Below are 25,043 nucleotides of genomic sequence, written 5' to 3'. Positions count from 1 at the left end.
TATCGTATAAACCCTAAAAGATAAAGTTATTAAGCAATTTTGTTAGAAATCACTAATTTGGCATCTTCGATTTTAGTGATATCTTTACCACCTGCTTGAGCAAAATTAGGTTTTCCACCACCATTACCCCCTGTTGTTACTGCAGCTTCTTTGGCTAAATCCCCTGCCTTAACGCCTGCTTTAATTGCCTTATCACTACATCCTACAACGAAATTCACTGATGATGCTTTATGATTTGCAACAAACACGATATCCACATGATCACGAATTCGCTCAACAAGTTCTTTCACAACATTCATTTCTTGATCATCCATGTCAATCCATACAAAACTTAAGTCATTTCCAACAACTTCCGCCATTTGAATATATTCTTGAGTTTTAGCTTTAAGAACATCCGCCATCATAAGTTTATATTTACCTTCTAATAGCTTCATTTCTGCTTCCATTTCTTCAATCTTAGTTTTGATTGACTTTTGCGGTGATAACTTAAGTTGCGTGCGAATCGCGTCAACTTCGAATTCTGTTTCTTTGTAGGATGTGTATGCACCAAAACTTGTTTTCCCAAGAATACGACGCACTCCTGAACCAACACTTTCCTCAGAAACTAATTTAAAGACACCAATTTCTCCTGTACCATGAGCGTGAGTACCACCACATAATTCCATGGATGCATCACCCATCGTTACAACACGAACAACTGATCCGTAGTTTTCTGAAAACAACGCCATTGCTCCCATTGCTTTGGCTTCTTCAAGTGGTTTCTCAACAACAGTAATTGGAAGCGATTCTGCAATCCATTGATTTATCATAAGTTCAACTTTTTCAAGTTGTTCATCCGTTACTTTTTCGAAATGTGAGAAGTCAAAACGGAAATAGTTATCGTCAACATAAGAACCTGCTTGAGATACATGATCCCCTACTACCGATTTTAAAGCAGAATGTAACAAGTGAACGCATGAGTGATTTTTTCGAATTAAAATACGACGTTTCGCATCTATTTTCAAATCAAAAACTTGTCCCATCGTAATCGTTCCATCAACATCAACAAAATGAAGTGGTTGACCACCATTCGCTTTCTTGACATCCAAGACCTTACCTTTAGCACTATCAGACTCAATTGTACCCGTATCGGCTACTTGTCCACCACTTTCAGCATAGAAACATGTCTTATCAAATACAACGTGACCTTTACCTGTAAACGAGTCTACACGTTTTCCATCAACAAACAATCCGACAACACGGCCTTGTGTTTCAAAAACGTCGTAAATAAATTCACTGTTTTCTTTGAAATTTAAGAGGTCTTCTTGTTGTGAACCCATTGATTCTACTTTTTGGCGACTGCTACGTGCTCGTTCTTTTTGTTCTTCAAGTGATGCTTTAAAGCCATCAAGATCAACCGTAACATGATGTTCTTCAGCGATTTCTTGTGTTAATTCAATAGGGAAACCATATGTATCATAAAGTTTAAAGGCCACATCCCCTGTAATCACCGCTTCTTGATTTGCTTCGATTGTATCAAGGAGTAACTTTTCTCCACCTGCTAAAGTCTTCGCAAAACGTTCTTCTTCACTCAAAATCAATTTCACAATCATATCGCGATGTTCAGCAAGGTTTGGATATGAATCACCCATTACCGCAATCACATCATCTACCAATCCATGTAGGAATGTTCCTTCAATTTCAAGAACCTTACCAAAACGTACAGCACGACGTAGAATACGACGTAAAACATAACCACGACCTTCATTTGAGAACACAGCTCCATCCGCTAGTGTAAAGACAAGTGAACGAATATGATCTGAAATAACACGATATGCCATAACATTGTCTTGATATTTCATAGGTGTTAAAGCCTCAATTGCTTGAATGATTGGAATGAATAAATCAGTATCAAAGTTTGTATCACCATCTTGAACAATACTTACTAAACGTTCAAAACCCATTCCCGTATCAATATTTTTTTGTGGAAGCTCTTTAAACGTATGAATGTCGCCACCTTCAACACCATCAAATTGAGAAAAGACGATATTCCATACTTCAACATAACGGTCATTTTCAAGATCTTCAAAGAATAGACGTTCTCCAATATGCTCTGGATCATACTTCTCACCACGGTCATAAAAAATTTCTGAGTTTGGACCACAAGGTCCATCACCAATTTGCCAGAAGTTATCATCAGTACGTAAAATACGTGATGGGCTGACATTATATTTATTAACCCAAATATCAAAGGCTTCTTGGTCATCCGTATGAACGCTAAAATATGCTTTATTTACATCCAAATCAAGCCATTCACTTGAAAATAAAAACTCATATGCAAAACCAATGGCTTCCTCTTTAAAATAATCTCCAATTGAGAAATTTCCGAGCATTTCAAAAAATGTATGGTGACGTGCAGTCTTTCCAACATTATCGATATCATTTGTACGTAATGATTTTTGAACATTCGCAATACGTGGTTTCTTCGGTTTAACGCGCCCATCAAAATATTTCTTTAACGCTGCAACACCCGAATTTATCCATAAAAGGGTATCATCATCAATTGGAACAAGGGGCGCACCCGGTTCAATCATATGATCTTGTGCTTTAAAATAATCCAAGAACATTGTTCTTATTTCACTACTTGTAAGTTGCTTCATAACTTCCTCCTAAACATAAAAAAAACATTCCATCCAGGAACGTTTTCACGCGGTACCATCCTGATTTATACAAGTGTATACATCTCTCCTGTTTTTAACGCAAACAATACGGAGTTTCCTCATCTTCTAAAGGAGCATCGATTTCGTGTAACTCAAGTTTTTCACCAACCAACTTGTCTCTAAAAGTTCCATCAAAATCAATATATCTTTAGTACGATTTTTCAAGATAATCTTACCACATCACACTTTATTTGACTAGCCTTGAACTAACATTTCTACCTTAACAACATCCGCTACATGCCCTACTACCACCAGAACATCATTTTCTTCAAAAATTGCATCCGGTCCTGGAGATAAAATCATCGTACCTTGACGGTTCAATGCAATAATTGTCATCTTAGTAGTCTGGTAAAACGCAGAACTTCCAATTGTTTGACCAATTAATTTCGAGCCCGAGTGCAATGTAAACTCAAAGCGTTTTAACGGGTCAGAAAATGAGAATCGACCTGATAAATCCACAATTTGACTGATGATCGTTCTGATTTCTTCATCAATTTCATGACGTTTATCCATCAATGCATTAAGCCTGTGCTTAAGTTGAGTAACATCTGTAACCGAGGAAAATGAATCTAAATAAGCAATCGCTGCTTCTTTTGATCCAATGATAACACCATAATTATTTGCGACATGCACCACTTCAACCTCTTCAAGAAGACTCATCGCTCTACGAATTGTTTCTGGAGAAACACCGTATTCGCTGGATAAAATAGAACGACCTGAAATTCGTTCACCTTCTCTTAAATCATTACGTGCAATTCGCGCCGCAATATCAAGTGCTATTTGTTGATATCGTGCTTGTTTTTTCTTTGTCATCATCTCTAACCTCGCATTCACCCTATATCTTAAATATTACCATAGATTCTCTATGTTTAAATAAAAAACACTACCTTAACCTTACACTATAACTAAAAAAGGTATTTCCTTTGCGTAAGGGAATACCTTTTGATTTAAAGTTCACTCTATATCATAATGCATTGAATTTATAATTTCAGTTTAAGACTTCGCTTACTCGTTAAACATTGGTGTTGATAAGTAACGTTCACCAGTATCTGGAAGAACAACAACAATCGTCTTCCCTTCATTTTCAGGACGTTTTGCGACCTTAACCGCAGCTGCAACCGCAGCGCCTGAAGATACACCAACAAGTAAACCTTCTTCTTGAGCTAACTGACGACCGACAACAAATGCTTCTGAGTCCGTAATTCGAACAATTTCCTCATAGATATCCGTTTGAAGAATTGAAGGAACAAAACCAGCACCTAAACCTTGAAGTTTATGTGGTCCAGGTTTTTCTCCCGAAAGAACTGCTGAGTTTTCAGGTTCAACTGTAATAACTTGAACATTTGGATTTTTTTCTTTTAAATACATACCGGTACCTGTAATGGTTCCACCGGTACCAATACCAGCAATAAAGATATCAACTTGGCCATCTGTATCTGCATAAATTTCTGGACCTGTAGTTGTGTAATGTGCTTGAACATTAGCGTTGTTATCAAATTGTGATGGAATAAATGAATTCTCATATTCTTTCGCAAGTTCCTCAGCCTTAGCAATGGCTCCCTTCATGCCAGAAGCACCATCTGTAAGAATCAATTCGGCACCATAAGCTTTTAATAAATTACGACGTTCAACACTCATCGTTTCAGGCATTGTTAAGATTACTTTAAGTCCCATTGATGCACCAATTGATGCAAGACCAATCCCAGTGTTACCACTTGTAGGTTCGATAATGACTGTATCATCATTAACTAGACCTTGCTTGCGTGCTTCAGTTAACATTGCGAATGCAATACGATCTTTAACACTACCACCTGGATTAAAAAACTCTACTTTCGCAAGAATCGGATTTTTAAGTCCCGCTTCTTTTGAGATATTATTCAATTCCACAAGGGGAGTACGACCGATTAATTCTGTTATATTTTTATATGTTTTCATATTATCACCTTTACCTATATGTTATATATGTATTATACAACGAATTGTACTCGTGTCAATTCAAACACTCTTTGAGTTTCATTGACATTACATACTAAAAGACATAACATTATAGGTAATAAGGAGTGATGACATGAAATTATCCGCACGAACACGTTACGGCATCGCCGCGATGACTTATATGCACATCAACGATCAAGAACTTACAACACTTGTGAACATCGCTGAGCATCTAAATATTTCTAAAATTTATCTTGAACAAGTTTTTTCCAGCTTAAAACAAGCCAATCTCGTTGACGCAGTTAAAGGTCCTGCGGGAGGCTATTATTTAAAATCCAAAGAATGTAATATGTTTAACATACTGAACGCTTTAGAGCCATCACTTTTTGAAAAAACACCAGCATCTACGGATGACTCTATCATTAATGCTGCATTGTGTACTCATTTATATACGCCGATTGATGCAGCACTTCGAGAAACTTTAAAAGGTATTAAATTAAAAGAAATCGCCGAACTCATTAAAAATGAATCCGGCGACGGTAATATGTATTATATCTAATCTTCAAGGGAGTCGAGATCGACTTCCTTTTCTTTTGTTACACGAACTCGTGCGATAACTTTTTCATCAAGTTCCATAATAGAGAAACGATACCCATGGTAAATGACATCTGATAAATCTTCACGTACATCCTCTTCAGTAGGTAGACGTCCAATTTGACCGACGACAAAACCACTGACGGTATCATAATCTTCAACCGGAAGGTTTATATTGATAACATCTTCTAGATCTTCAATATCACAAGCACCATCAACTAAATACTCATCCAAATTCACAGCAACAATCTCTTGCTCCTCTTCTTCATCGTACTCATCCATAATGTTTCCCATAATTTCTTCAATAAGATCTTCCATTGTTACAATACCAGCGGTACCACCGTACTCATCAATCACGACTGCAAAGTGCATCTTACTATTTTGTAATTCTCTAAATAGTTCATCCGTACGTTTTGAATCAGGAACATAATACGGTTCGCGAATGATTTTTTTAATCTCAAACACTTCATCATCACGATGATCTTTAACATAACGCAATAAATCACGCAGATGAATTAAACCGATAATGTTATCAATACTATCTTCATAAACTGGATAACGTGTATAACGTTCTTCATCAACAAGTTCCATAATGTCCGCAAAAGAACTGGATACATCAATACCGACAACTTCTGTACGGTGGGTCATGATATCCGCTACATCAAGATTATCAAATTCAAATATATTATTAATCATTTCTTTTTCTGTGACATCAATTTCACCCGCATCAACCATGATTCGGATTTCCTCTTCTGTCACTTCATCTTCAGCTTTATCGGGATCAATTCCAATAATTCTCAGTACAAGATTCGTCGATACCGACAATACTTTGACTAAGGGTTTCGTAAACACTGCTAAGGCTGAAATTGGATAAACTACAAAAAAAGCAAATTTTTCTGGACTGGTCATCGCAATGCGCTTTGGAACAAGTTCCCCAAAAACAAGCATTAAATATGACGTCAACAGTGTAATCAAAATCATCGAAATTGGCTTCATAACTGAAGCTGCCATCCAACCATTTTGTACGACCCAATCTGTAAGAACTTGCGCAAACGCTTCCGAAGCAAATGCCCCCGATAAAATACTTGCCAATGATACACCAATTTGAATGGTTGACAAGAAACGGTTCGGAACAGCTTTTAATTCCAATACACGTTGCGCTTTCTTGTGTCCTTCTTCTGCCATACTTTTAAGTTTGTTATTATTAATTGAAACAAACGCTAATTCACTTCCGGCAAAAAAGGCATTTAAGAGTACTAAAAACAATAGGGTTATGACTTGTACAAACATTATTGAACCCCCCCTATAATTACACTGTATTTTTGATTCCTTTTAGGATAACTATCCTGGTCACTGTTTTCCACAAACAATCCTCCAAATTTTCTATAACAGTAATTCTACAAACTACCTCCTCAATTGTCAATACTGAGGCATTATCGATCAAACGATATTATTTATTATTATATCATAATTTTAAAGTGAAACGACAAACTATGGAAAAGAGGCATACGCCTCTTTTTGAATTTTAATCATCAAATGTCTTCAATGCTTCGCTCATATTAACATTGTTAGCACGGCGGGCCATGAGAACATTGATCACAATTGAAAGTGCAAATGTTAAGACAATTGCCATTACAATACTCATCGGTAACAACTCTCGATTAAACATGATTGCATCCAGTTCTGCTTGTACCACAACAAATTGATGGAGGAAATATCCAAAACCAACGCCAAATATAAGACTGATTAAGGTAAGAATTATATTTTCACGTAGGATATATGTAGCAAGTTCTTTAGGATAGAAACCAAGAACTTTTAACGTCGCAAGCTCTTTATACCGTTCACTAATGTTCATGGTAATAAGGTTAAGAAGTACAATCACTTCCAATGCAAATGCAGCACCGACAATCACATAAATAACAATATCAAAATTCCCCATCATGTCTTGGTACGATTCGCGCATATCCCCTAAGAAACTTACGTTAAATACAGAATCTTGACTGAGTAATTGTTCTGCTACGTGATCATGATCATCCGGTGTATTAAAGAGATACATGTTTTCAGGTAATTTTTTTCCGGTTATGGCTTGATGTTGCGCTTCACTCATAAAGATATAATGGGCAACATAGTTCTCTGATATCCCACCAATTTCAAATTCATATTCGTGTTCATTCACTTTGAATGTGAGAACATCGCCAACATCCACATTTTTTAAGATTGATAGTTTTTCAGTAATCACGATCGGATCTTTTTCTACAGAAATTGGTTCTTTTGTATGACGATCTTTTAACTGTATAAAATTCGGTAAAGCTTTAAAATCTTCCGCAACATAAAGTGTTACATCTAAATCATCGACTTTTGCTGCTTCTGTTGCAATATGAATTGACTCAGTAACAGTTATATTCTCAGTAGAAATATCTTGATCATAGAGAACCATTCCGTCATATTGAACAACTTCATCAAATTGTTTATCGACAATTGAGTAGATTGAATGCTTAATACCAAATCCTGTAATAAGAAGACCACAACATCCGCCAATTCCAACAACAGTCATCGCAAATCGTGTTTTGTTTCTAAATAGATTTCGTAGACTTACTTTATATAGAAAATTGAGTCGATCCCAAAACATGGGTATCCGTTCAAGAAGAATGCGTTGACCACTTTTGGGAAGTGGTGGACGAAGCAAGTTGGCAGCCTTTTCCCGGCTCACAGACATTGATTTAACCATTGCAACACCAACACTGGATACAAAACTAATGAGAAGTGGAACTGCTGCATAACTCCATACAAAGCCACTTTCAAGTTCCGGTGTTAAATACATAATGCGATATGCATTATAAATAAGGGTTGGAATCATATAGAATCCCATGATTAAGCCAAGGATCGAGCCTAAAACCCATGCAAGTCCTGTAAATCCAACAAACTTCATTGCTGATGCTAGCCAGGAATACCCAAGAGCCTTATAAACCCCCATCTGCATACGTGATTCATCGACCATACGCGTCACAGTACTAAGTGTCACAAGAATCGCAACACCAAAGAAGATGAGTGGGAAAACTTGACCAATCGCTTCAATACGATCACTGTCTTGGTAAAACTCGCGATATCCGATAAGTACATCTTCTCGATCAAGCAAGTAGAGTTTTCCATGATCTGCTTCTTCAAGTTCTTTTAAACCTTCATCGATTGTTTTTTGACCGGATTCAATTTGACCATATACATCCGACTTTTTCAGATCAAAGTCCCGTTCTGCTTCGGTTAAACTTTTTAGTCCTAGATTATATTCTTGGATTCCTTTTTGAATCCGCGTTTGTCCTTCTTTAAATTTCGCCTTCCCTTGCTCTAAACTTTCAAATCCAGCCTTAATCTCTGCCTCATTTTTATCAAGTTCTGCTTTTGAATCAATAAGAGTCGCTTCTGTTTTTTCAAAAGTTGCTATCGCTTTTAATGCCTCTGTTTTTTGAGGTTCTGGAAGGGTGTCGACATTTTCCTTTAACGCATCGATTTCTGCGCGTTTAGCCTCAAGAGCAGCGAGTCCTGAGTTATATTGTTCTTGTCCTTTGGTCAGTTCTGCTTCATAGCCTTTTAGAATGTTTTCACGTTCACCTACAGTTTGAGCAAAACGACGCACTGCGCTATCAAGTTTGGTTTGTAAATCTCCCGGCCCCGGTTGAGATGATAGTTCAAGAATGCCGTTTTCAAGTTCTTCATGTGCATCTTGAAGTTGCAGTCTTGTTTGCGTTAGTGTTTGAGCACCTTTCGCAAATTCTTGATCTGCTTCAAGACGTTTTTGATCTAATTCTTTCTGTGCATCTTGAAGTTTTTCCGCGTCCGGCTTTGAAGCACGATCAAAACGTTGTGATGAGATTGCTGCTTCTTGCTCTTTGATACGGTCTTTTTGTGCTTCAATATCAACATCTTCACCAAAGACAAAGCGTGCACTGGTGAACACGTCAATTTCTTTATCCAAATCAAGACCATACATAAACCCGAGTACGTTTCCGGATCCTATCTTACTTTGACCCCGTTCAAGGTTCATATACAAACTGGATTCCGCAAACCCTACTATTTTTAGATTTGCTGGCTTAAATACATCATTTTTCTTTAACTTTAAAGTATCCCCAAGTTCAAAACCTCGATGTTCATGGAGCACCTTATCAACCACTACTTCATTTTTTTGAGTTGGCATGCGTCCATCCACAAGGGTAATATCTTTTTCGGTTTGTTGATTAATTTCAATAACCTTCATGACACCATCAACATCACGCAGTCCAATGAATGCATCACCATCATAAACACCGACTGCATCCCCATCCACAATATCACTGAGCTGTTCCAACATCGCTTGATCAATACCAAGACTGTGACGGTATTCTAAATCCATCACTTCGCTTTCTTTCATGTATCGATCCCCTGTAGCACGCATGTCATATCCCGTTACACGAATCCCAACAAAAAAACCAACCCCCAACGCGGTAATTATAAGGATCGCAACAAACTGAAACCATTTGGCCTTAATTTCGCGTAGGATATCTTTTACCATGAGATGTCATCCACCGACTTCACATGGTCATTAGCCCAATTTCGTTCAACTTTACCGTTTTTAATTTCAATAACACGGTCTGCAATTTGTGTAATGGTTTGATTATGGGTAATAATCACAACCGTCATATTATAGATATCGGAGCAATCACGAAGCACACGAAGTACTTGTTGACCGGTTTCAGTATCCAATGCTCCTGTAGGTTCATCACAAAGTAATAACTTTGGATTCTTGGCTATTGCCCGTGCAATCGCGACACGTTGTTGTTCGCCACCTGACATTTGCGCTGGAAAATTCCCCATACGTTTATCAAGACCCACTTGTTCTAAAATTATTTGAGGATTCTTAGCATCTTTACATATTTGGGTCGCTAGTTCCACATTCTCCAAAGCGGTAAGATTTGGAATTAAGTTATACGATTGGAAAACAAAACCGACATCATCACGTCGATAAGCCGTCATTTCGCAATCACTCATACCCGTAATTGCCTTACCATCGATGGTAACACTTCCAGAAGTGGGGGTATCCATACCACCAATAATATTCATTACAGTTGTTTTACCTGCTCCCGATGGTCCAACAATGACGATGAACTCACCTTTATTAATTGAAAAATCCACCCCTGCACATGCTGAGATTTCAACGTTTCCAACTTTGTATACTTTTGTAATATCTTTAACTTCAATATAACTCATTCTTCATTTACCTCCTTAATACAATTCAACAGTGATTCATGCGTATTTGGAAGCGTTCCTTCAATAACACGATCCAAGCACATATTTAAATACTTATTAATTGTTTTTCCTTCAATACCTAATTTTTTTAAGTCCGACGCCGTGATCACAAGATCACGAATGGATGTAGGACGTTTTTGATCTCTAATTTCTTGGATAATTTGACTTATATGCGTACATCGTTGTAGCTGATACTGTGCTCGCGAACCTTTAGCTAAGTTATCAGCACGCTTTACTGCCATTAAGTCCTCAACCCACTCAATTCCATGAACTCGGATGAGTTGTTGGAGTTGCGCGGATACCGGTTGTAATTTTAAATCATGTTCAAGAATCAATTTCTCTAAGTACGCGATCTTCTTTATTGAGAATTGCAATGCTTCAAAAAAAGGACGCGCTATAATACAGCTTGCTTGCGCATGACCCGGATAGTGTGCAATACCTTGATCATCTACAGTTTGCACGTTACTTTTGCCTAAATCATGAAACAACGCAACCAATTTCAAATCAACACGATTTGGAATTCCTTGCATTGTACGAATGGTATGCTCGTAAAGCGAGTATTCATGGAATGGATTATGCTGATCAAACCCAAGTGTTTCCTTGAGCGGTGGAAAGAGTGTCATTAAAAATTCAGGACAAAGAAGGCTTGTCTCTAAAAAATATGGACCCAGCAAATAACGTGAAAGTTCTGGATATATTTGTACTAGTTTTAAACGTTGGAGTGACTCTATCTGTGTTTGCACCACATAGAGTGTTTCCGCATCAATGTCAAAACCGAGCTCCGATTTAAAGCGATAAAGACGCGCAATACGTAAAACATCCTCTTTAAAACGAACTTTAGGATCCCCAATAACACGGAGTGTGTGGTTTTGTAAATCCTTAACGCCATCATAGTAATCTATGAGTCCATGACGTGGATGATAATAAAGAGCGTTAACCGTGAAATCACGACGCTTTGAATCATCGAAAAGATGATTAATAAATTCTACGCGTGATGGACGTCTTCCATCCTCATAATCCCCTTCAAGCCGCATTGTTGAAATTTCAAAATGTTCTTCACCCGACATAAACTTAATGCCGTAATCATGTCCATTTGATTCAATTGAATATTTTTTATAAATTTTTAAAAGTTGTTCCGGTAAGGCATTGGTACATAAGTCTATATCAAAGGATCGATGTCCCATTAAAGCATCACGAACAAAACCACCAACAACAAAAACTTCAAATCCACGGTTGGTAAGCTCCATCATAACAATTTCAATATTTTTTGATAATTCGATCATTTGCATCAACTCCACTTAAATTATAACACCCTTCGTTCAAAGGTGAGCATTGTTCACCAAAAATTAACAAATCAAAAAAAGAGGATTTCTCCTCTTTTCTACTGAACACGAATCTTACTGGAGTTGTGTTCTTCAACTTTTGTTGGAAGTGTAATTTGGAGTACACCTTGTTGGTAGCTTGCATCAATTGCGTTCGCATCAACTTCCGCAAAGCGAATTTGACGTTTAATGTTTTTTTGATTGCGTGATCGATAGAAGTAATTTTTTTCGTCTTTTTCTTCTGATTCGCGACGCGTTGCTTGAATGGATAAGATATCACCACTAAATTCAATATCAATATCTTCCTTTTCAAATCCTGGCATTTCAATTTCTACGAAATAACTTCCTTCTTCACGATAGATATCAACACCGGTTCCATAACCTGCGTTATTCATAAAATCATCACCAAACAAGCTTTCTAAAAGTGTTGTCGGTCTTACTGTTTGTTTCATATAATTACCTCCTATTTTAGCACTCGCCCACATAGAGTGCTATTACACCTTTAGTATATCACATTAATTAGCACTGTCAATACAAGAGTGCTAATGAATGACAATTAGGCTAACCTTTCTTGACACCCTTATTATACAGGCGTATAATACCAATTAAATTAGGTGACCCTAATTAAATACAGGAGGTCCTATAATGACTATTTCAAAATCATTGTTATCCGAATTTAAATCGGAATATCAAAATAATAAAGCGGCTCGTACGCTCGAAAACGCAGTAACACACAGTGGAATTCACGACATCGCTGTGGATCATTCATTATCATCACGCTATCCTGATGCCTTCTCTGTTCAGGCAAAAACAGGTCAAATTACAAATCAAAAGGCAAGTGGACGTTGCTGGATGTTCGCATCGCTTAACACAATGCGCGCCGATGTCCTTGGATGTCTTAATGTTGATTCCTTTGAATTTTCAGAAACCTATCCATTCTTTTGGGATAAACTTGAAAAAGCAAATTACTTCCTCGAAAGTATTCTTGAGACAAAAGAAGAACCAACCGATGGACGTTTGATTCAACACCTTCTATCCGGCCCCATTCAAGATGGTGGTCAATGGGATATGTTTAAAGGAATCTTAGAAAAATACGGTGTTGTGCCTAAAGAAGCAATGCCTGAAACTTTCCACAGTTCAAATTCCGCATTTATGAACAAGATCATCACATCAAAACTTCGCGAATTTGCTTATGAACTACGCGAATCCGAAAACCCACGTAGTAAAGATGAAATGTTATATGAAATTTATCATATTCTATGTTTATGTCTTGGAACACCACCTGAATCATTCAGTTATGAATACCATGATAAAGATGGTAATTACAAAAAAATCGATACCATTACACCGGTTGATTTTATGAATCAGTATGTAGGTTGGAACCTTAAGGATAAAGTAAGTATCATTAATGCCCCTACTAAAGATAAGCCTTATGGAAAAGCATTTACCGTTAAATATTTAGGTACGGTAAAAGAAGCCGATCCAATTAAATATGTGAATGCTCCCAGCCATATCTTAAAAGAAGCTGCGATTGCCCAACTTCAAGATGGAAAACCTGTATGGTTTGGATGTGATGTTGGACAAATGCATGATCGCGATAACGGTATTATGGCTAAAGATGCCTTTGATTTCAAAGGTGTTTTAAACACTGAATTAAATCTTGATAAAGCCGGTCGTCTTGATTATGGTGATAGTTTGATGACGCATGCAATGGTATTTGTGGGCGTTAATTTAGATGAGAATGGAAAACCAACACGTTGGAACGTTGAAAACAGTTGGGGAACTGATCGTAATGCACGTAAAGGCTATTACACCATGACGGATGAATGGTTTGATGAATACAACTACCAAGTTATGGTGGATAAGAAATATGTACCTAAAGATTATCTTGAAGCGCTAGAAAGTGATCAAGTCATTGAACTTGAACCATGGGATCCAATGGGTGCCCTTGCGCTTGTGAAATAAAAACTGAGTGTATTTCTAATTAAACGATAAATAAAAAAAACGTATCCGAAGATACGTTTTTTTATTCTACCGTAACCGATTTCGCAAGATTTCGCGGGCAATCAATATCACAATCTCTAATATTCGCACTATAATATGCAAATAACTGATGTGCAATCACACTGATAAAAGGCATTAAGGCATCATCCACCTTCGGTATCAAAAGTACTTCGTCATATGCGTTTGACAAGGCGGCGTCACTGCTTATGATGAGAACCTTACCCGCTCTTGCTTGTACTTCTTGCACATTGCTGAGTGTTTTTTCTTTGGTGTTCATTTGCGTTAAAGTAAAAACAGAAAGAACATCCGGATCAATCAAGGCAAGCGTACCATGTTTTAACTCTCCTGCTGGATAAGCATCACTCATAACATAGGAAACTTCTTTAAGTTTGAGGGAAGCTTCAACGGATGTCGCATAGTCAAGCCCTCTTCCTAAGAAAAACACAGCCGAGACATCCATAAACTTGCGTGCTAATGTCTCAATCGCATCGGTTTGTTCAAGGAGCGCTTGTTGAGCGGTGACACATTCTTGAAACTTTACAAGTGCTTGATGTGGATGACTCGTGTCTTGCAACACTAAGGTGATGAGATAAAGCAAGGCTAACTGTGCCGTATATGCTTTAGTACTTGCTACAGACTTCTCAAATCCCGCACAAGTATATACACACACATCGACTTCACGGGCAATTGAAGATCCTTGCGTGTTCACAATTCCAAGTGTTTTGATACCTTGCTCCGACACCATACGTAAACACGCAAGACTGTCTGCGGTTTCCCCACTTTGCGAAATAAACCATGCACAGTCATCGTCATCGAGCTTTAAAGGATAATAGCGAAACTCGCTCGCTGTATGAACCATGACCCGGTAATTCGTTTCGGCTTCAATCCAATACTTTGCGCATAATCCTGCATAAAGTGCAGTACCACATGCAATAATGTGGATGGTTTTAATGTTTGTAAAAAAATCACAGGGGATGGGTAAGGATACGTTTAACGAACCCTCATCATCAGCTTGTGTATAAGTTCTTAATGTTCGATCAAGAACATCTGGTTGTTCATGAATTTCCTTCAACATAAAATGTTCAAACAATTGGCGATCTGATGATTCTTGATTCCAATTCGCAAAATGAATTACTTTATCTTTAACTTCGATACCATCAGATCGATACACCACAAACGAATCCGATTCAAGACGGACAATTTCACGATCATCAAGAAGTATATACTCATTGGTATAACTCAAAATTGGTGACATATCCGAACCAAGAAACATTTCATCTTTTCCGATCCCTAGACACAAGGGACTTCCGTAACGAATACCATAAAGAACATCGTGTTCGTTTGAAAACATAATCGCAAAAGCATAACTACCATGAATCCGGTCACAGAGTAATTCAATGGCTTTTTGGTTTGAAATTGATTGCTTTGTAAGGTAATCCAAATACTTTGCGGCAACTTCAGAATCTGTTTCAGATTCAAAACTGTAACCAAGTGCCAAGAGTTCTTCTTTTATTTCTAAATAATTCTCAATGATGCCATTATGTACCAACACAACGTTTTCCGTGCCATGTGGATGAGCGTTATTTTTAGAGGCGCGACCATGCGTTGCCCAACGCGTGTGGCCAATACCACAGGATGGCTCCCCTTCACGAGCTGCTTCAAGTTGCTTTTCCAGATTCTTTATTTTCCCTTTTTCTTTATACGTTATTAATTTTTTGCCTTCTTGAATCGCTAAACCAACCGAGTCATACCCTCGGTACTCCAAGTGGGATAATCCCACAGTTAAAACGTCGACAGCATTGCGCGTGCCAACATATCCTACAATTCCACACATATTATATATCTCCTATTATATTTAAGATTATGGGTGATAAGGGATTTGTTCAATTTGTCCTTATCTTACGATTCCATATAACCGAAGAGGCATCCGCCGAAGTCTCGATTCTCCTCTTTCCTCGTCGCTCTATATGAGCCAGGCGCTTAAATTCCTAAAAATCCTCCTTTCATTTTCTATTTTATCACAGTCTTTTTTATCCTTATTATCTTTTTTCTTAAACATCTATTTGGAGTAAAAATTAGAACTTAATCATTCTTTGTGTTTTATTCATAAGAGTTTGCTATAATGTGCATATTGTAATTTTGGAGGTTACACAATGTCTTATTTTAAGTTTATGGGGCATGAGATCTTTTATGAAGAATTCGGTATGGGAGACCCCTTGATTTTCCTACATGGTAATGCATCATCATCTGATGTTTTTAAACCGATTATTGATTTATATAAAGATGACTTTAAAGTCGTTCTGATTGATTTTTTAGGCTATGGGAAATCCGAGCAGATTGATACATTCCCACTTGATATTTGGGCTTATGAGGCTGCTCAAGTCTTAGAACTGATTCATATCAAAGATTATCGGGATGTGAAGTTAGTGGGAATGAGTGGTGGTGCGATTGTTGCAGTAAATATCGCTCTTAAAGAACCTGGACGCATCCACAAAATCATTGCCGATAACTTTCAAGGTGAATCATCAAGCCCTCAATTTCTTGAATCTCTCGCGCTTGAACGTCGAAAGTTACTTTCCAGTATACCGGGAAAATTTAACCTCCGAAGAATTCATGGAAAAAAATGGCATACAACAGTGGTTAATGAAACCAATGCAATCTTAGAGTTTGGGAATACACCCTACTTCGATGATTTGAGTAACCTACGTGCTCCCCTTCTTTTAACGGGATGTCGTGATGATCAACGCATTCGTAAATGTCATTACATCCATATCTATAATTGTCTCCTTAAAAAGGTTCGACATACCTCGATTTATTTATTTAAAAATGGTAAGTACCCCGCCGTACTTGCCCATCCTGAATCGTTTTCCGATTTAGCCTATCATTTCTTCGATGACGATGACACGATTCAAATCTATAAAGTAGAATAAAAAAAACAATCAGCTCAATCTGATTGTTTTTTTTTTACTTATTTAAAAACTTTTACTTTACCCTTTACATCTTGAAGTGTTTTAGGTTGTACTTCATCAATTGCTTTACCAAATGGCATTTGCGCAACTAATTTCCAACTTGATGGAATTTCAAAAGCCTCAGCTGCACTTGCATCCACAAGGGGATTGTAATGTTGTACGGAAGCTCCGATTCCCGCACCTGCTAAAGCGGTCCATGTTACCAATTGCATCATTCCATTTTCTTGTTCTGCCCAAATTGGGAAATTATCTGCATAAAGTGCAAATTGATCTTGTAAGCCTTTCACAACATCAGTGTCAATATAATAAAGAATTGTTCCTTGACCTTGTTTGAAGCTTTCCAATTTCGTAACTGTATTTTCAAAGCCTTCTTCAGGCGCTACTTTACGTAATGCTTCACGTGTTAAGTCCCAAAATGTATCACTGTGTTTTCCAAATAAAACGACTGCGCGTTGTGTTTGAGCATTAAATGCTGATGGTGTATGTTGAACTGATGCTTCTACCAATTCAATTACTTCCTCTTCGGTTAAAACTGCTTCCTTTGATAATCCATATCGAGAACGTCTAAGTTCTAAATCTTCAAAAATCTTAGTCATGACATTTACCTCCTGAGTCACTATGTTTTACGAATTATATTATATAGTTGCTGACTATGTTAATTCAAACCATATGCTCTAAAGATGATTGTGTAATTTTCAAGTTTGTGAACTAGTCTGGATAATGTAGATTTTAGAAAAGGAATGGTGTAAAATGATTAAAGAACTAGGAGGAATTGATTATGATGAAATTAGTTGTAGTTCGTCACGGTGAAAGTGAATGGAACGAAAAGAACCTCTTTACTGGATGGGCTGATGTAGAACTTTCAGAAAAAGGTGTAGAAGAAGCTAAACTTGGTGGACGTATGCTTAAAGAAGAAGGTTACGATTTCGATATCGTTTATACTTCATACTTAAAACGTGCAATCCACACTATGGACAATATTTTAAATGAAATGGAACGTACATGGTTACCAATCGTTAAAGATTGGAGACTTAACGAACGTCACTACGGTGCGTTACAAGGTTTAGATAAAGCTGAAACAGCTGCGAAATATGGTGAAGACCAAGTTCTTATTTGGAGACGTTCATTTGACGTTAAACCTCCAGAATTAGATCCTACTGACGAACGTGCTCCACGTAACATGGAAGCATACCGTAATGTAGAAGATAAAGATATCTTACCATTACACGAATCCTTAAAAGAAACAATTGAACGTGCTGTTCCTTATTTTGAAGAAACAATTAAACCTCAAATGTTAGATGGAAAACGTGTTCTTATTGTTGCTCATGGTAACTCATTACGTTCACTTGTTAAATATTTTGACAATATGAGTGATGAAGAAATCATGAAGGTAAACATCCCTACAGGAGTTCCTTTGGTTTATGAATTTGATAACGACTTTAATGTTGTAAACAAATACTACCTCGGTGACCAAGAAGCACTTAAAGCTAAAATGGAAGCAGTCGCAAACCAAGGAAAAGCTAAATAAATTTAAAAAACGAGTCTCACTCGTTTTTTTTCTTGTTGGTCTAAGTTATAAGGCTAGTTTATTAGCTTAGATTTTTGTACAATAGTTATAGACTTTGGAGGTAATTATGAAAAAAAATGATATAGGTGTTATTGGACTTGCAGTCATGGGGTCAAACCTAGCCCTTAATATGGCTGATCACGGGTATAATGTATCGATTTATAATCGTACATATGCTGTTGGTCAAAAAGTAATTCAAGAAAACCCACACGAAAATTTAAGTCTTTTCGAAAGCTTAGAAGATTTTGTGACTTCACTCGAAGCACCTCGTAAGATCATCCTTATGGTTAAAGCGGGACCTGCTGTCGATAAAGTAATTGAAAATTTAATTCCACTCCTTAACAAGGGTGACATCATTATGGATGGTGGTAATTCTAATTTTAAAGATACCATTCGTCGTACACAAGAAATTGAAGCCCTTGGATTCCGTTATTTAGGTGTAGGTATTTCTGGTGGTGAAGAAGGTGCTCGTTTTGGACCTGCTATTATGCCAGGTGGAAGTAAAGACGCTTATAAATTTGTTTCAAATATTTTAGAAGATGTTTCCGCTAAAGCACAAGGCGAACCATGCTGTACTTATATTGGTGAAAATGGTGCCGGACATTATGTCAAGATGGTACATAATGGAATTGAATATGCAGATATGCAGTTGATTGCGGAAAGTTATTCAATTTTAAAACATGTTGGTGGTTTTTCAAATGAAGAGCTTGAGCAAATCTTTAGCGATTGGAATCAAGGTGAACTTGATAGTTTCTTAATCGAAATTACAGCACAAATCTTTGGTGAGATTGATCCGGATACCGGTAAGCATATGGTGGATGTTATTTTAGATACAGCTGCTCAAAAAGGAACGGGTAAATGGACCGCTGAGGAAGCATTAAACACCGGAACGGATGCATCCCTACTTGCTTCTGCTGTTTTTGCTCGTTTTATATCCGCTAAAAAACAAGAGCGTGTTCAAGCACAAGAAATTCTTAACTATGAAGCACCTCATATACAACTAAACGATCGGGAAGAATTTATCGAACAAGTTCGTCAAGCCTTGTATGCAAGTAAGATTATTGCCTATGCACAAGGTTTTGACTTGATGAAAAATGCTTCCATTGAATATGGATGGGACTTAGACTTTGGTGCAATTGCGAAAGTATTCCGCGAAGGATGTATTATTCGTGCGAAATTCTTAAACCGTATTACGGATGCATATACCTTAAATCCTGAATTGCAGAACTTAATGTTGGATGCATCTTTTAAAGAAAGTCTTCTAGACTATCAAGGTAGTTTACGTGATGTGTGTGGTCTTGCCATTCAATCCGGAATCAGTGTTCCAGCCTTTACAAATGCAATCAGTTATTTCGATGCTTACCGTAACGGCCGTTCAAATGCAAACTTAATTCAAGCACAACGTGACTTGTTTGGTGCTCATACTTTTGAACGTGTTGATAAACAAGGCAGTTTCCACCACGAATGGAATCCCAGTAATGAAGCCAAATAATCATATCGTCGCAATTTTCGGAGGTACAGGTGACCTAACCTACCGAAAATTGTTACCTGCATTCTATAACCTTCTTGAAACAAAGAGCCTACCTGATTCGTTTCATCTTGTTGTGATTGGTCGACAAGAGTTAACGACAGCGGCATACCATGATTTGGTAAAGCCTTGGCTTCGAGAACAAGCACGTTTTGATGTGAAAGAGGAGATTCTGGATGTCTTCCTCGAATACGTATCGTATTTTAAAATGACATTTACCGAAGATGAAGGGTATCCACGTCTTAAGACATACTTTGAGACACTTGATCCACAAGCACAAATCCTTTACTACTTCGCAGTTGCGCCTTCTTTCTTTGAAACAATTGCAACACAACTCGATCGGCATCAACTGGTTTCCAATAGTAAAGTTATTATTGAAAAACCCTTTGGTAATGATTTAAAATCCGCAATCGATATCAATAATACCTTAACGCATATTTTTGACGAAGATCGTATTTTCCGTATTGATCACTATGTTGCGAAAGAAATGGTTCAAAACATCTTTACCATTCGTTTTTCTAATATGATCTTTGCGGATAGTTGGAATGGAGCGTCCATCAACAATATACAAATTAGTGCGGCAGAAACGGTTGGGGTTGAAAATCGTGGTAATTACTACGATCATACAGGTGCTTTAAAAGACATGTTTCAAAATCACTTGCTTCAATTATTATCCATTGTACTCATGGAAGAACCGCATGCATTTAATGCTGCGGACATTCACCATGAACAAGAAGCCGTATTGGAAAGTCTATATGTAGAAGATTACGAAAATGATATTGTTTACGGTCAATACCTTGAAAACAGAGATTCGAAGTCCTATACACACGAAGATAAAGTTGAACCGAATTCCACAACTGAAACCTATGTTGCGTTAAAGCTTGCCTCTTCACTACCCAAATGGCAAGATACACCCATCTATATTCGGACAGGAAAACGCATGCATAAGCGTTCAACGGAGATTATGATTGAATTTAATCAGAAAGACCACGAACAACCAAATGTGTTAATCATTAAAGTTCAACCGGATGAAGGAGTCTATCTTCGCTTCAATATTAAAAAACCAGGTCAAAGCCATGATAGCCAAACGGTTTTTATGGATTTTTGCCAGAGCTGTAATTATGAAAACAGAGAAAATACACCGGAAGCTTATGAACGTCTTCTTAAGGCAGCCATGGATTCCGATCAATCCCTTTTCGCAAGTTTTAAACAAGTCCATTTAAGTTGGAGTTTGGTTGAAACAATTCTAGAACATAAAGGAAACGACAAACCTGAAGGCTATGATGCATATTCATCCGGTCCTAAACGTGCCCATGATTTATTAGCACGTGATGGCAATCAATGGATTGAAGAACAGGTTATGGGAGAAATTTTTAAATACTAAACATAAAAAAACTTCTTAAATGACTAAGAAGTTTTTTTTATGTTTACATTCCCGTTCCTAAGTACTGAGATATCGCAGCTGACAAGCGCGGTATGATTTGATTCTTTCTTGAAACAACATCTTGTAAGAAGGTACGTGCTTCACCATCTTTATTGGGAAACGCATCCAAGACTGCTTCTTTTAAACTTCCTGAAGCAACAATAATGGATCCATTATCCTCAACACTGGTAAAGACGACAACCAATAAATCCAGGTGATGTTGAGTTACAAATTGTTCCATCACTTCTTCAAATGAATCTAAAATATCATCCAACTCATCAAAGTGGTAAATTACAAGCTGGGATACCATTACCTCTTTTTGAGAAATGTAGAATTTCTTAATATCTTGGTTAATAATATCTTCATATGGTTTATTTTTTAAGCCAGATGTTACTTCGTACATATCACGTGCAAATTCATTGCGATCAAGACCCGATCGATCTTGAAGAATGTTCGCAATTTCAAAATCTTTTGGCGTCGTCGTTGGTGATTTTAAATTTAAGGTATCAGATACCAGTGCTGCGAGTAATAATGAAGCAATATCTTTTGGAATTTCGACACCATGTTCCAAATACATCTTTGTAATGATTGATGCCGTTGATCCGATGATTTCATTTCTGAAATATATCGGTTTAACGGTGCGTAGGTCGCCAATACGGTGATGATCAATGATTTCTAGTATTTCTGCTTGTTGGATCCCATCCACGCTCTGTGAGGCTTCATTGTGATCCACAAGAATCATCTTTTTACTTGATGAGTTTAAAATATGGTACCGTGACACAAAACCATAAATCTTATTCTGATCATCCAATACAGGGTATGCTCGATAACGTGTTTTTAGCATTCGCTTTCCAACATCATCTACAAACTCATTCCAATTAAATGTAATTAAATCCGTGGACATTACTTCACGAACACTTGGCGCAAACAGCAAATAACGCGAAGTATTCATGGTTCCATGTGTTGATCGAATAATTCCACAATCATGCAATTTCGCAAGCGATAAGACCGATTCTTCAATCTCATCTGTCCATACTGTCACAATACAAGATGCACCTTTACGAATTGCAGTTAACTGTGATTCCGTATCATTACCAATAATTACGAGGCGGTCTGTTAATTCATAATTATCCAATTTTGTTTTAGATATCGCAATGATACTTGTTTTCCCATTAAAATGAAAATGCTTTGGTTCATAAATCAATTCACCATCGATTGCTTGCGCAATATTACACATCGGTGTTTTCTTTAAAAGTGCGATGGAATGTTTCGTATCACCCATCGCGATATGAGCAAGATTTGAACTGGTCACAAGCCCAATAAGTTGATCCCGATCATCAACTACCGCAAGTGTCTGTCGCTTATCTGAGATAATTTCCATTGCTTCCTTAATAGAAGTATCCAGATGAATCTTTACCGCATCATCCATTTCAATCTCATCAAGTGTTGCACGTGCATCTTTGAGAAGTGTTGGCGTTTCAAAACCAAAGCGATCAAGAAGATAGCTGGTTTCATCACTCAGTTCACCCAAACGACAGGGTACTGCTGGAGCACCCAGAATGTTTTTAAGATGAGCATATGCAATTGACGATACAATTGAATCCGTATCTGGATGACGATGTCCACAAATATAGATTAAATCTTTTTCGTTTTTCATATTAATTCCCTTTCAATGATTAATATAAGTTTATCATATCTACTTAATATATAAAGATGACCCTGTGAAAAAGAACCACGATTAAACACTATTTATAGGTATAACTGACTAAATCTAATTCTATGTTGCGTTATTTATTCTGTTTTTCTTTCAAAAACAGGATTTCTGAAATCATCTTGCTTTTTTTTATCTAAATAAAAAAACACTGATTTCTCAGTGTTTAGTCTTCATGAATCATATCGTAGCGATATGATGAATGTTTAATCATATTTGGATTTGGTTTGCGTGTTCGGTGAATTTCTTTATGCAAGTCACTGCGTTTAAAATTAGTATAGGCATCTTCATTTTCCCAAACAAATGAAACATCCACACAATCATAACTGTGGCATGACTCATTCAGCCCTACACGAATACTAACAAATCCTGGAAAATCTTTAACTACCGTACGATTATAAAAATTCTCGGCAAAGTCACGACCTGTTCCTTTTTTCATTTCAAAATGTTTAACTTCTACATATTTCATTGTGATACCATCCTTTTTAAAATCGTAAGTTCTCTATGTATATTCTATTCAAACCTTATCGATGAATCAAGCATTTCATAAGTTAAATTGATGATATTATTCACAAAGTATCGTTTACGAGAATAATTTGTTCTAAAAAATGGTACTCATGTCATAAAATAAAAAGCACAGGAAACCATTTGTGATTTCCGTGCTTTTCTACACAAAGTTATTTTGTAAGTGGTGGTAAATCAAGTACTTCTTCAATTGAATTGATAATATACTTCGCACCATGTTCTCGAAGTTCTTCAACACTTCGAAAACCCCATGATACTCCTACAGGTACCATCCCTGCATTCTTAGCTGTTTTCATATCCACATCACTATCACCCACGAAATAAATCAATGAAGGATCTATGCTCATTGTTGATGCAATTGCGAGCGGATAGTATGGGTCTGGCTTATGTTTACCATCAAAGGTATCCCCAATTGTCGCAACAAATTGAATATCATCATAATAATGCTTCACAATACCCTCTGTATATTCTTGTTTCTTATTTGTACAAATTGCAATCGGGATGTTGCGTTGATTCAATTCTTTTAAGGTATCACAGACCTTGCTATAAGGCACAGAAGCCTCTGTGTAATGACGACTGTATTCATCAAGGTATTCTTCTAGGATTACATCAAATGCTTCGTAATCGCTCGGTAATGCCCGCTCAACGAGTTTCTTCATCCCATTTCCTACAAACTTTTTATACTGTGCGCGATCATAAGTGGGAAGATCATGACGCAAAAGCACTGTATTTAAATTATTTCCTAAATCATCAATGGAATCTAATAACGTTCCATCCAAATCAAATATAAAAGCCATCTGTATCCAACTTTCTAAATAATATTTCTAAAAACTTGATTATCATGTTTTGGTTCATAACATGTTGTGATTGGACGTGACATCGCCCAATTGAAAAAGCGTGAATCATCATGCTTTGTTTTAATTGGAAAGAAACAAAGCGGTTGGAGTAAATCAAGTGCTTCACGCGCACCACGATCAAAATCTTCACCCATTGAAGGTTCGAGTGTAAACATTAAGATGTCAATCGGTGCATACACCGCAATCTCCTGAAGAATTTCATGGAAGCGATGCGTTTCAAAACGTGATTCTGCAGGCGTAAACGTATCCTTCCAGTGCCAGTTGTTAAGCGAACCGGCATGCAAGATTTTTAAATCTCCCTCTTGAATAAAATAACACACACCACCACCCGTACTTCCGTACGTACGTACTTTCGCAAAACCCAAATGAATTTCATCACCTGGCTCCATCATAAATACATTACGGTACGGTGAGACTAAAATATCCGATGACAGAATAACCGTCTTGCCATAACTGTAAATTGATTCATTATAGTGATTACGATGACGACTTGTTACAAAAAAGAATGTTTCTTTCTCACTGTATAAATACCGTGATGGCAACAGCCCCTCAACATAATCAAAAATATAAACGGCTTTTTCCGTTTCCACAACATAACCCGCATTATTAATATATTCTACATTAACCATCAT

General features: G+C 37.1%; 20 protein-coding genes. 6 read left to right on the top strand and 14 right to left on the bottom strand.

Annotated elements, in window-relative coordinates:
• Positions 1–29 precede the first annotated feature (29 nt).
• The 3 genes from alaS to cysK form a co-directional block, all read right to left on the bottom strand.
• The gene (gene alaS / locus EL194_RS05820) at positions 30–2,639 is read right to left on the bottom strand and encodes an alanine--tRNA ligase (RefSeq protein WP_003773062.1); all 2,610 of its coding nucleotides are present in this window, start codon (positions 2,637–2,639) and stop codon (positions 30–32) included.
• 255 nt (positions 2,640–2,894) lie between these two features.
• Positions 2,895–3,515: a TrkA C-terminal domain-containing protein gene (locus tag EL194_RS05815; protein WP_013852690.1), complete on the bottom strand. Its 621-nt coding sequence runs from the start codon at positions 3,513–3,515 to the stop codon at positions 2,895–2,897.
• A 189-nt stretch (positions 3,516–3,704) separates the two neighbouring features.
• Positions 3,705–4,634, bottom strand: coding sequence for a cysteine synthase A (gene cysK, locus EL194_RS05810; protein ID WP_003773059.1), 930 nt, complete (start codon positions 4,632–4,634; stop codon positions 3,705–3,707).
• Positions 4,635–4,767: 133 nt separating this feature from the next.
• On the opposite strand from cysK, the gene EL194_RS05805 reads away from it, so the two are divergent.
• Positions 4,768–5,193: an RrF2 family transcriptional regulator gene (locus EL194_RS05805; protein WP_003773057.1), complete on the top strand. Its 426-nt coding sequence runs from the start codon at positions 4,768–4,770 to the stop codon at positions 5,191–5,193.
• Here the strand turns inward: EL194_RS05805 and EL194_RS05800 are convergent.
• From EL194_RS05800 to EL194_RS05780, 5 genes are all read right to left on the bottom strand, one after another.
• Complete coding sequence (locus EL194_RS05800; protein ID WP_003773054.1) at positions 5,190–6,518, bottom strand: hemolysin family protein; 1,329 nt, start codon at positions 6,516–6,518, stop codon at positions 5,190–5,192. The two genes, EL194_RS05805 and EL194_RS05800, sit on opposite strands and share 4 nt — an antisense overlap.
• Before the next feature lie 235 nt (positions 6,519–6,753).
• Positions 6,754–9,771 (bottom strand): ABC transporter permease, encoded by a 3,018-nt coding sequence (locus tag EL194_RS05795; protein ID WP_003773053.1) that lies wholly within the window; start codon positions 9,769–9,771, stop codon positions 6,754–6,756.
• Complete coding sequence (locus EL194_RS05790; RefSeq protein ID WP_003773052.1) at positions 9,765–10,466, bottom strand: ABC transporter ATP-binding protein; 702 nt, start codon at positions 10,464–10,466, stop codon at positions 9,765–9,767. The genes EL194_RS05795 and EL194_RS05790 overlap by 7 nt, the downstream gene beginning before the upstream one ends.
• Positions 10,463–11,788 carry a CCA tRNA nucleotidyltransferase gene (locus EL194_RS05785; RefSeq protein ID WP_034886594.1) on the bottom strand — a complete coding sequence of 442 codons (1,326 nt, stop codon included), beginning with the start codon at positions 11,786–11,788 and terminating at the stop codon, positions 10,463–10,465. The genes EL194_RS05790 and EL194_RS05785 overlap by 4 nt, the downstream gene beginning before the upstream one ends.
• A gap of 98 nt (positions 11,789–11,886) precedes the next feature.
• On the bottom strand, positions 11,887–12,279 hold the full coding sequence (locus tag EL194_RS05780; RefSeq protein ID WP_003773048.1) for an Hsp20/alpha crystallin family protein: 393 nt from the start codon (positions 12,277–12,279) through the stop codon (positions 11,887–11,889).
• Positions 12,280–12,472: 193 nt separating this feature from the next.
• Here EL194_RS05780 and EL194_RS05775 point away from each other — a divergent pair, with 193 nt between their 5' ends.
• Positions 12,473–13,792: a C1 family peptidase gene (locus tag EL194_RS05775; protein WP_003773045.1), complete on the top strand. Its 1,320-nt coding sequence runs from the start codon at positions 12,473–12,475 to the stop codon at positions 13,790–13,792.
• Positions 13,793–13,853: 61 nt separating this feature from the next.
• Here the strand turns inward: EL194_RS05775 and glmS are convergent, their stop codons facing one another.
• The gene (gene glmS / locus EL194_RS05770) at positions 13,854–15,665 is read right to left on the bottom strand and encodes a glutamine--fructose-6-phosphate transaminase (isomerizing) (protein WP_003773043.1); all 1,812 of its coding nucleotides are present in this window, start codon (positions 15,663–15,665) and stop codon (positions 13,854–13,856) included.
• Between the two features lie 319 nt (positions 15,666–15,984).
• On the opposite strand from glmS, the gene EL194_RS05765 reads away from it, so the two are divergent.
• Entirely contained in the window at positions 15,985–16,761 is a 777-nt protein-coding gene (locus tag EL194_RS05765; protein WP_003773042.1) for an alpha/beta fold hydrolase, read from the top strand.
• A gap of 38 nt (positions 16,762–16,799) precedes the next feature.
• Here the strand turns inward: EL194_RS05765 and EL194_RS05760 are convergent, their stop codons facing one another.
• The gene (locus tag EL194_RS05760; RefSeq protein ID WP_034886475.1) at positions 16,800–17,396 is read right to left on the bottom strand and encodes a nitroreductase family protein; all 597 of its coding nucleotides are present in this window, start codon (positions 17,394–17,396) and stop codon (positions 16,800–16,802) included.
• A 182-nt stretch (positions 17,397–17,578) separates the two neighbouring features.
• Between EL194_RS05760 and gpmA the strand changes: the two genes are divergently transcribed.
• The 3 genes from gpmA (at position 17,579) to zwf (ending at position 21,279) form a co-directional block, all read left to right on the top strand.
• The gene (gene gpmA, locus EL194_RS05755) at positions 17,579–18,328 is read left to right on the top strand and encodes a 2,3-diphosphoglycerate-dependent phosphoglycerate mutase (RefSeq protein WP_003773040.1); all 750 of its coding nucleotides are present in this window, start codon (positions 17,579–17,581) and stop codon (positions 18,326–18,328) included.
• A gap of 106 nt (positions 18,329–18,434) precedes the next feature.
• Positions 18,435–19,859, top strand: a complete 1,425-nt coding sequence (gndA, locus tag EL194_RS05750; RefSeq protein WP_003773039.1) for an NADP-dependent phosphogluconate dehydrogenase — start codon at positions 18,435–18,437, stop codon at positions 19,857–19,859.
• Positions 19,846–21,279, top strand: a complete 1,434-nt coding sequence (gene zwf, locus EL194_RS05745; RefSeq protein WP_003773038.1) for a glucose-6-phosphate dehydrogenase — start codon at positions 19,846–19,848, stop codon at positions 21,277–21,279. Before gndA ends, zwf begins: the two co-directional genes overlap by 14 nt.
• A gap of 43 nt (positions 21,280–21,322) precedes the next feature.
• Here zwf and EL194_RS05740 read toward each other — a convergent pair whose 3' ends face one another.
• From EL194_RS05740 to EL194_RS05725, 4 genes are all read right to left on the bottom strand, one after another.
• Complete coding sequence (locus EL194_RS05740; RefSeq protein ID WP_003773037.1) at positions 21,323–22,975, bottom strand: putative manganese-dependent inorganic diphosphatase; 1,653 nt, start codon at positions 22,973–22,975, stop codon at positions 21,323–21,325.
• 220 nt (positions 22,976–23,195) lie between these two features.
• Positions 23,196–23,498, bottom strand: coding sequence for an antibiotic biosynthesis monooxygenase family protein (locus EL194_RS05735; RefSeq protein WP_003773035.1), 303 nt, complete (start codon positions 23,496–23,498; stop codon positions 23,196–23,198).
• 208 nt (positions 23,499–23,706) lie between these two features.
• Positions 23,707–24,351 carry an HAD family hydrolase gene (locus tag EL194_RS05730; RefSeq protein WP_003773034.1) on the bottom strand — a complete coding sequence of 215 codons (645 nt, stop codon included), beginning with the start codon at positions 24,349–24,351 and terminating at the stop codon, positions 23,707–23,709.
• Between the two features lie 14 nt (positions 24,352–24,365).
• Positions 24,366–25,043: a hypothetical protein gene (locus EL194_RS05725; protein ID WP_003773033.1), complete on the bottom strand. Its 678-nt coding sequence runs from the start codon at positions 25,041–25,043 to the stop codon at positions 24,366–24,368.

The organism is Erysipelothrix rhusiopathiae, from assembly GCF_900637845.1.
In the GTDB taxonomy this organism is placed as follows: domain Bacteria; phylum Bacillota_I; class Bacilli_A; order Erysipelotrichales; family Erysipelotrichaceae; genus Erysipelothrix; species Erysipelothrix rhusiopathiae.
This window is presented reverse-complemented; position numbering and strand designations above follow the sequence as displayed.

Bases quoted from the DNA above. Each gene is read 5' to 3' on its own strand.
- EL194_RS05800 (WP_003773054.1), bottom strand. From the start codon at position 6,518: ATGTTTGTACAAGTCATAACCCTATTGTTTTTAGTACTCTTAAATGCC.
- EL194_RS05760 (WP_034886475.1), bottom strand. From the start codon at position 17,396: ATGACTAAGATTTTTGAAGATTTAGAACTTAGACGTTCTCGATATGGA.
- EL194_RS05790 (WP_003773052.1), bottom strand. From the start codon at position 10,466: ATGAGTTATATTGAAGTTAAAGATATTACAAAAGTATACAAAGTTGGA.
- EL194_RS05725 (WP_003773033.1), bottom strand. From the start codon at position 25,043: ATGATGGTTAATGTAGAATATATTAATAATGCGGGTTATGTTGTGGAA.
- zwf (WP_003773038.1), top strand. From the start codon at position 19,846: ATGAAGCCAAATAATCATATCGTCGCAATTTTCGGAGGTACAGGTGAC.
- EL194_RS05815 (WP_013852690.1), bottom strand. From the start codon at position 3,515: ATGATGACAAAGAAAAAACAAGCACGATATCAACAAATAGCACTTGAT.
- EL194_RS05740 (WP_003773037.1), bottom strand. From the start codon at position 22,975: ATGAAAAACGAAAAAGATTTAATCTATATTTGTGGACATCGTCATCCA.
- EL194_RS05805 (WP_003773057.1), top strand. From the start codon at position 4,768: ATGAAATTATCCGCACGAACACGTTACGGCATCGCCGCGATGACTTAT.
- EL194_RS05785 (WP_034886594.1), bottom strand. From the start codon at position 11,788: ATGATCGAATTATCAAAAAATATTGAAATTGTTATGATGGAGCTTACC.
- EL194_RS05765 (WP_003773042.1), top strand. From the start codon at position 15,985: ATGTCTTATTTTAAGTTTATGGGGCATGAGATCTTTTATGAAGAATTC.
- alaS (WP_003773062.1), bottom strand. From the start codon at position 2,639: ATGAAGCAACTTACAAGTAGTGAAATAAGAACAATGTTCTTGGATTAT.
- EL194_RS05795 (WP_003773053.1), bottom strand. From the start codon at position 9,771: ATGGTAAAAGATATCCTACGCGAAATTAAGGCCAAATGGTTTCAGTTT.
- gndA (WP_003773039.1), top strand. From the start codon at position 18,435: ATGAAAAAAAATGATATAGGTGTTATTGGACTTGCAGTCATGGGGTCA.
- gpmA (WP_003773040.1), top strand. From the start codon at position 17,579: ATGATGAAATTAGTTGTAGTTCGTCACGGTGAAAGTGAATGGAACGAA.
- EL194_RS05780 (WP_003773048.1), bottom strand. From the start codon at position 12,279: ATGAAACAAACAGTAAGACCGACAACACTTTTAGAAAGCTTGTTTGGT.
- EL194_RS05735 (WP_003773035.1), bottom strand. From the start codon at position 23,498: ATGAAATATGTAGAAGTTAAACATTTTGAAATGAAAAAAGGAACAGGT.
- EL194_RS05775 (WP_003773045.1), top strand. From the start codon at position 12,473: ATGACTATTTCAAAATCATTGTTATCCGAATTTAAATCGGAATATCAA.
- cysK (WP_003773059.1), bottom strand. From the start codon at position 4,634: ATGAAAACATATAAAAATATAACAGAATTAATCGGTCGTACTCCCCTT.
- glmS (WP_003773043.1), bottom strand. From the start codon at position 15,665: ATGTGTGGAATTGTAGGATATGTTGGCACGCGCAATGCTGTCGACGTT.
- EL194_RS05730 (WP_003773034.1), bottom strand. From the start codon at position 24,351: ATGGCTTTTATATTTGATTTGGATGGAACGTTATTAGATTCCATTGAT.